Source organism: Limosilactobacillus sp. (genome assembly GCF_041859915.1).
Lineage (GTDB): Bacteria > Bacillota > Bacilli > Lactobacillales > Lactobacillaceae > Limosilactobacillus.
In genome coordinates, this window is the sequence record NZ_JBFLGB010000081.1 from 1 (window position 1) to 7,032 (window position 7,032).

Sequence of the window (7,032 nt, forward strand, 5' to 3'; positions counted from 1 at the left end):
TTATTATCGCGGGGTAGAGCAGTCTGGTAGCTCGTCGGGCTCATAACCCGGAGGTCGTTGGTTCAAATCCAGCCCCCGCAATTTTGGTCCGTTGGTCTAGTTGGTTTAGGACGCATCCCTGTCACGGATGAGATCACGAGTCCGAGTCTCGTACGGACCGTTACTTACAAGTGTTGATTACTTGTTTTTGTTTTTTTCGTTAGGAAGTACTGATGAGAAAATGAAACAGTTTTTTTTAAGCAACTTTTGTCTGAACTTTGGCAAGAGTTGTTTTTTATTTACCAATTAATTACGAAATAGGTAATAAAAAAGCTAGTAGAATTTGAGCCTGGCAGTTAAGAAAACTTTGAGGACCATAAACAGTGTATTTGATCACTTTAATCTTATTGTTGGTTTCTTCAATGGGGCCATTGTTATAATTAACTTTAATGAAAAGGTATTTCTACTCTCAATTGGCCAATTGTTAGCTTGTAATTCAGCGCTGAGCTAAGATATTTAACTAGTTTAAAACTATTGTGCAATATTGGCTTTCCGCAAATTGGATAAACAAAAGAGTAAATTGAACGTTAATTGGAGAGCCACGATCAGCAATCGGTCCTTCCAAGCATTTCAATGTTAATCCTGAGCGTAGTCAATGATTATTCATACATGGCTCAGTCATCTTTCGTTTTTGTTTTAAGTTTAAACTAAAATAAGCACTGATGTTAAATCACATCAGCACTTCAAAATTGTAGTTTTTATTTTATTAGTATACTGGACGATAAATTTCATCATAGTAGTAATTGTCAGAACCAATTGTAGTAAAATTAGCTAATGACTTAAATGAATCACTTTCCCGCCAAGCGGTTAAGTCTTCAAAGTCATTCCAAGCACTTAACAAAATAAGTGTAGAACTCTCGCTTTGGTTAGAAACTGAATTCATCAAAAAGCCATTACCAATTTCTGGAGCATCGTCAATGATTTTATCTAGACTATCATATAGCAGTTTTTGACGATCACCATTTACTTGGAAAGATTGGTAATATAAAATACCGTTAAAATTAGCATTGAGTGATTCGTTTAAAACTGTTAGGTTAACCGGTGTCTTGAATACTGTTTCTTTACCTGAGAAATCAAATAAGGCTAACTTATTACTGTGGGTAGAAGCTTGCATCAGTTTGAGTTTACGATCAGTATTTTGACTAATAATTTTTTTAAGAACTTGGCGTGAACCAAATGTAAAACTAATTTTAGTTAACACAACTATTCCTCCTCATAACAACATATTACTTCCTTTTTATTATAGTACAGTTTGCTTGAAAAAATTGGTGATTCTGTCAAATAGTTTAGAAATTCACTTACAAAAAGTTAATAAAATTGGCTAAATCCACTTTTATCCCTTACTAGAAGATAGTATAATGATAACTGTATTAATGAATGTTGTTGAAACGAAACCAAAGGAGGCTTTTATTTAATGGTTACGCTTTATACGTCTCCAAGTTGTACCTCTTGCCGAAAAGCACGTGCTTGGTTGCAAGAACACAACATTCCATTCAAGGAACGGAACATTTTTTCTGAACCTTTATCACTTGATGAAATTAAGAACATTTTACAAATGACCGAAAATGGGACGGAAGATATCATTTCTAAACGGTCAAAGGCCTATAAACAGCTTCATATTGACTTAAATGAATTACCAATGAAAAAATTATTTGAATTGATTGGTAAGAATCCTGGCCTTTTACGGCGGCCAATTATTATGGATGATAAACGTCTTCAAGTAGGTTATAACGAAGATGAGATTCGACGTTTCTTGCCGCGAAAGGTACGGGCTTACGAGCTAGCCGAAGCACAACGAAAGGCAAATTTAATTTAATTAGTTTGGAGAAGTAAATTATTGCTTCTCCATTTTTATTTCTTTACTTTTAGGTGAAAGGTTTTAGAATAGTAGTTAAAGTTTTATTTTTAGCGAATCGAGGGGGTGCTGCCGATGGAAATGGAACACATCAATAAAAACACGATTCGCGTATTAATTAATAATGATGACCTTAGTGCACGGGGAATCACCATTTTGGACCTATTAGGGAATCACCAACAAATTGAAGATTTCTTTTACAGTATTTTACGTGAGGTTGATACTGATCATCAATTTCAAGACAATGATTCTGTTACTTTTCAGGTCATGCCGACTAGTAATGGCTTAGAACTATTCATTAGTAAAAATGATCCCAATGCACCTGATGGAGGACAGGCCACAAACAATGAGCAAATTGCTCAATATATCAAACATAATCTTGCTCAGCAAGCGGATTCAAAATTACAGCCGGTGAAAGGAAGTACCAAACCTACCAAGCCGATGACAAACGATAAGCATGGACAGCAAAAGCCACATCAAGCCGCTAGTTGGCGAGTAGTTGTTTTCAATAACTTTGAGGATCTCGTTGCTTTTGCGCATATTGCTGAGGATGATGATGTGGTAAGTGAGCTTTATAAATATAATGGAAAGTATTATTTGGCAATGAAATACTATCAGTCAGTTGATAATGATAATTTAATTAAAAACAGTTTAGCATTGGCATATGAGTATGGTAACCCAACGGTAATAACGCCAATATATTTGAATGAATATGGCAAAAAACTGATGGCTGTTTCTGCCTTGCATACAATTCGTCATTATTTTAATTAAGGATAGTTAAATCGACAATGTTTTTTTTAAACATTGTCGATTTTTTTAATATTAACCTTGTTCCTTTCCGTCCTTATCTTATAGGGGGAGGGAAGAAAATGTTAGTTGCACAAGGTCAACATGGCCTCATCCTTGCTTTGAATGCTTTGGTCGATCAGACTTATTGGTGTCCTAGTTGTCATGAACCAGTAATTTTACGACACGGTGCACATCGGGTTGCTCATTTTGCTCACCGTCGTGGAAGTCATTGTCGGTTGAGTGAAGGAGAAACTCAGGAACACCTTTTAGGGAAAATGCAACTATACCAATGGGCAGCTCGTCGAGGTTATCAGCCACAATTAGAAGTGTATTTACCGACTATCGCTCAACGTCCAGACTTGTTGCTGAGGATTAATGGTCGGTTAGTGGCACTTGAGTTTCAGTGCAGTCCACTAAGTCTAAAACGCCTTCAGGAACGCAATGCTGGCTATCATCAGCTAGGTATTCAGCCATGGTGGCTATTAGGAGCACCATATCAACGACACCTCCAATCAACTAAAATAGCTCAGTTTACGCAATTAGTGGCTGGACGACCGGCATTATTGTTTTGGGATACTAAGAAAGGGTGCCTACGGATTGATCGTAGTTTTGCCCGGCGTTCATTAACCACTAAAAAACAACTTACTAAATCCACTATTATTCAAATACAGACTAATCATTTAATGATCTTTCAAATTCACCACCCGGCTTTGTTAATGCGGATAATGGGTAGGCAAATAACTTATCAACTAGCTGCTTGTCCGTTTATTTGTCATGATCTGCAACCAGCCTGGCCTCTTATGCGTGAACCGGTTATTCTCTGGCGAATCGGTATAATCTGGCATTTGATGCAGTTGCCTCCATTTACCTTTTGGCCATATTTAGATTGGATAAACTGGCTTTATTCTAAGATTCCTGTAAAGTGGCTAAATTATGGTTGTATTTCATCATCCCTTCTTCATGAACATTTTCTTTATCAATTTACGGCTGAATTGGTTAGCGTACGGATTTTAATCCAGTGTGCTCATGGTTACTTATTATTACAGCGACCGGTATGGTTTAATAGTCCTGCTCAAAAGTTGAATAGCTTAAAAAATAATAGGTTTTCAAATGGTTTTGCATTAAAATATTAATATAGAGGGGATGAGCAGATGAAAAGACATAGTTGTACGACACTATTGGTTGGTCGGCGAGCGACTATCGATGGATCCACGGTTGTTTGTCGAGAAGAAGATTATGGAAATGCTTTTGATCCGCAACGTTTTATGTTTATTCAGGCGGCTGCACAGCCACGGCACTATGAAAGCAAAACGACTACGTTTAAACTGGAATTGCCTGATAATCCGGTGGGATATACGTCAACTCCAGATGCGGATGATTCGGCTGGCATCTTCGCAGCGGGTGGTATTAACCAGCATAATGTTGCGATGACGGGAACTGAAACCATTACTACCAATTCACGAATTCTTGGGCTAGACCCATTTAATACAGAAAGTGGGATTGGGGAAGAGGACTTTGTTACTCTGGTACTGCCTTATATTAAAACAGCACGAGAAGGTGTCTTGCGGCTTGGTAAATTACTGGAAAAGTACGGTACCTATGAAGCCAATGCCATTTCTTTCGGTGACCATAATGAGGTTTGGTATATGGAAACGATTGGTGGACACCATTGGGCGGCCATCCGAATCCCGGATGATGCTTATGTAATCGCCCCAAATCGTTTTAACATTACAACATTTGATTTTGATTCACCAATGACTCTCAGTGATCCAGGTTTACAGGATTTAATTGATAATCATCAATTAAATCCAGCTCTTGATGGTAGTTATAACTTACGGACGATTTGTGGTAGCCAAACGGTGACCGATACCCGTTACAATAATCCACGAGCTTGGTATGTTCAACAGCAATTAGGAGGCAGAGGCACACACCGACCAACTGACCAAGACCTGCCATTTATCTGTCATGCTGATCATAAATTAACGATTGAAGAAATTAAAGATCTTATGTCTTCCCATTTTCAAAACACTCCTTATGATCCTTATGAACAAACGACTGGTCATGGCCCTTATCGTTCCATTGCTCTTAATCGTAATTTGGAACTCCATATCTTGCAGATTCGAAATGGGGTTGCACCAGCAGTTGCCGGAATTCACTGGCTTGCTTTTGGACCGAATGCGTTTAACGCCGTTGTCCCATTCTATGCTAATGTTATCGATACGCCGACACAATATCGGGATACCACGACCCAATATTCAACTAAGCAGATGTATTGGTTATCACATACCATTGCAGCGATTGGTGATCAGTATTATCAACTAGCTCGGCCTAAGGTTGAAAATTATGAGCAACAGGTGGTGGCTGATAGTCGACACCTTCAAACAATTGCAGATCAAAAGGTTAATCAGCAAACAACTCCTGCGTCATATTTAACAAAGGTTAACCAACAGATGGCTGACAAAGCATATCAAGGAGCGGTTGATCTGCTAGGGGACTTAGTAAAGATTGCATTTGAACATGCTAAATTACAATTCTAAAGAAAAAAACGTCAGTGGATGTGTTAACATCTTGGCTGACGTTTATTTTTGAATGATTTTTAAAGTAGGATGATGAAACTGAGCGATAAATTGTTTAGCATTTTGGCCACGACTGAGACGATTTTCGTAAAACATCTGAATTAAGGTTTCATAATCAAATTGTGGAATTAAAAAGCCATAGTCAGTTTGATCAGTATCGAAAACCACCGCTGTTGCCGTTTGATTAACTCCTAGTTCAGCCGCTACCTGTTGATCTTCATGAAAGGCGTGACGAGCAAGCTTAGACTGACGATCTTCTAAAAACATTTCTAAGTCTAGGTGTGAATCCCGAGCTGCTTGTTTAACTAAGCTTAATGAATAACTAACATCGTTTTGAATGATGGCGTTTTGCAAGTGTAAAAGATAGCGCCGGCCACGTTTTCGCCCTTGAAAGAGGGCTGCTTTGTAGTCAAGAATTACTTGGAAAAGAGTCTTAGCAACTACTTGACGAACTTGAAGACTATGTTGATTTAGGTGGTACAACTGTAACGTATCATCAATTGTTTGCATGTTAAACAGTGGGACGAATTGGTAGTTAATTTTGGTATTCAATTCATGATCAACCCGTAAGACATCATTTTCACAGCGAAAACAACGCATCCCCAAGGGGTTTACAAATAAATGAATCTCAAGCATTAATTGCTCCTCCGATCAGTTTGGAAAACAAACTTATATTGAACAATTTTAATTGTGGCAAAAAAGAGCGAACTTGTAAAGCAAACAGCATTGTTAACGACCAGTAGATTAAAGTATGCTAAAATAATATGCAGATTTAACAGGAGGCTTTGATTATGATTGAAAATTGGCAGCATTTTTTATTGCCATATCAACAGGCCGTGAACGAATTGAAAGTTAAACTACGGGGAATGCGTAAACAATACCAGGAACGAGGTGAGCATTCACCAATTGAATTTGTGACTGGCCGGGTCAAACCTATCGATAGCATTAAGGAAAAGATGATTCGACGAACACACTGTCACCGAAATGGTAACCGGGATTGACCTGGTGAAAGCACAGGTTAAAGTGGCTGCTGGTGAGCCGCTGCCGTTTACTCAAAATGACATCCAGATTAATGGCCACGCCATTGAATGCCGGATTAATGCCGAAGACCCAGCCAGAAACTTCATGCCGCAAACTGGTAATATTGATTACCTCTACTTGCCAGTTGGCAATTTGGGGATGCGGATCGACACCGCCCTTTACACGGGTGCAACTGTCACGCCGTTTTACGACTCAATGATTGCAAAAGTCATCGCCCACGGTAAAGATCGGGCAGAAGCAATCAGCCGATTGAAACGATTGCTGGGTGAAATGGTGATTAAGGGTGTAACGACGAACCAAGAATTCCACCTAGCAATTCTGAATGATCCCGAATTCTTGAAGGGGACGGCCACTACGATGTTTTTGGAAAAGCAATTTTTACCCAAATGGAAGGTGAGAATGAATGAAGCTATTCCGACACATTAATACCTTAAGTGAGCGTCACGTCAAAGCTGATAAAGCTGCCGACAAAAAGGTGCCCGATAATCTCTGGGTTCGTTGCCCTAATTGTGGACAAACAGTAGTTAAAGCTGACCTTGACGAGTACGCAACTTGCCCGAACTGTCACGCTGGTTGGCGGATTTCTGCTCGACAGCGTGTAAAGTGGTTGGTTGATGATTTCACCGAGATGGATGACGACTTGCAGCCAACCGATTTTCTAAACTTTCCTGGTTATCCGGAAAAACTGAAAAAAGGTCAGGAAGCAACTGGCTTAAATGATTCAGTTTTGAC

7 protein-coding genes, 2 tRNA genes and 3 pseudogenes are annotated in these 7,032 nt (G+C 39.0%); 9 read left to right on the forward strand and 3 right to left on the reverse strand.

Features of this window, described 5'->3' with window-relative positions:
- Positions 1–7: 7 nt before the first annotated feature.
- Positions 8–81, forward strand: a tRNA-Met gene (locus ACEYV4_RS08720).
- A 4-nt stretch (positions 82–85) separates the two neighbouring features.
- Positions 86–160: transfer RNA gene (locus ACEYV4_RS08725), tRNA-Asp, on the forward strand.
- A 129-nt stretch (positions 161–289) separates the two neighbouring features.
- On the opposite strand, the gene ACEYV4_RS08730 is transcribed toward ACEYV4_RS08725, so the two are convergent.
- Both ACEYV4_RS08730 and ACEYV4_RS08735 read right to left on the reverse strand, forming a co-directional pair.
- A complete protein-coding gene (locus ACEYV4_RS08730) occupies positions 290–430 on the reverse strand; it encodes a transposase (protein WP_373842915.1) in 141 nt (46 codons plus the stop codon).
- A gap of 315 nt (positions 431–745) precedes the next feature.
- On the reverse strand, positions 746–1,240 hold the full coding sequence (locus ACEYV4_RS08735; RefSeq protein WP_373842909.1) for an antibiotic biosynthesis monooxygenase: 495 nt from the start codon (positions 1,238–1,240) through the stop codon (positions 746–748).
- A 213-nt stretch (positions 1,241–1,453) separates the two neighbouring features.
- On the opposite strand from ACEYV4_RS08735, the gene spxA reads away from it, so the two are divergent.
- The 4 genes from spxA to ACEYV4_RS08755 all read left to right on the forward strand — a co-directional run bounded on the left by spxA (position 1,454) and on the right by ACEYV4_RS08755 (position 5,220).
- Entirely contained in the window at positions 1,454–1,855 is a 402-nt protein-coding gene (spxA, locus tag ACEYV4_RS08740) for a transcriptional regulator SpxA (RefSeq protein ID WP_373842910.1), read from the forward strand.
- A gap of 114 nt (positions 1,856–1,969) precedes the next feature.
- Complete coding sequence (locus ACEYV4_RS08745) at positions 1,970–2,665, forward strand: adaptor protein MecA (protein WP_373842911.1); 696 nt, start codon at positions 1,970–1,972, stop codon at positions 2,663–2,665.
- Between the two features lie 98 nt (positions 2,666–2,763).
- Positions 2,764–3,816, forward strand: coding sequence for a competence protein CoiA (locus ACEYV4_RS08750; RefSeq protein ID WP_373842912.1), 1,053 nt, complete (start codon positions 2,764–2,766; stop codon positions 3,814–3,816).
- Positions 3,817–3,834: 18 nt separating this feature from the next.
- Complete coding sequence (locus ACEYV4_RS08755) at positions 3,835–5,220, forward strand: C69 family dipeptidase (RefSeq protein WP_373842913.1); 1,386 nt, start codon at positions 3,835–3,837, stop codon at positions 5,218–5,220.
- A 42-nt stretch (positions 5,221–5,262) separates the two neighbouring features.
- Here the strand turns inward: ACEYV4_RS08755 and ACEYV4_RS08760 are convergent, their stop codons facing one another.
- Positions 5,263–5,895 (reverse strand): DsbA family protein, encoded by a 633-nt coding sequence (locus tag ACEYV4_RS08760; RefSeq protein ID WP_373842914.1) that lies wholly within the window; start codon positions 5,893–5,895, stop codon positions 5,263–5,265.
- 155 nt (positions 5,896–6,050) lie between these two features.
- On the opposite strand from ACEYV4_RS08760, the pseudogene ACEYV4_RS08765 reads away from it, so the two are divergent.
- The 3 pseudogenes from ACEYV4_RS08765 to ACEYV4_RS08775 form a co-directional block, all read left to right on the forward strand.
- Positions 6,051–6,227 (forward strand): annotated as a pseudogene (locus ACEYV4_RS08765) (GTP pyrophosphokinase family protein); the annotation flags it as partial.
- A pseudogene (locus tag ACEYV4_RS08770) lies at positions 6,226–6,726 on the forward strand (acetyl-CoA carboxylase biotin carboxylase subunit); the annotation flags it as partial. The pseudogenes ACEYV4_RS08765 and ACEYV4_RS08770, both read left to right, overlap by 2 nt.
- Positions 6,704–7,032 (forward strand): annotated as a pseudogene (locus tag ACEYV4_RS08775) (acetyl-CoA carboxylase carboxyl transferase subunit beta); the annotation flags it as partial. The pseudogenes ACEYV4_RS08770 and ACEYV4_RS08775, both read left to right, overlap by 23 nt.

Coding starts and splice junctions, on each gene's coding strand:
- spxA (WP_373842910.1), top strand. CDS start 1,454: ATGGTTACGCTTTATACGTCTCCAAGTTGTACCTCTTGCCGAAAAGCA.
- ACEYV4_RS08745 (WP_373842911.1), top strand. CDS start 1,970: ATGGAAATGGAACACATCAATAAAAACACGATTCGCGTATTAATTAAT.
- ACEYV4_RS08750 (WP_373842912.1), top strand. CDS start 2,764: ATGTTAGTTGCACAAGGTCAACATGGCCTCATCCTTGCTTTGAATGCT.
- ACEYV4_RS08755 (WP_373842913.1), top strand. CDS start 3,835: ATGAAAAGACATAGTTGTACGACACTATTGGTTGGTCGGCGAGCGACT.
- ACEYV4_RS08760 (WP_373842914.1), bottom strand. CDS start 5,895: ATGCTTGAGATTCATTTATTTGTAAACCCCTTGGGGATGCGTTGTTTT.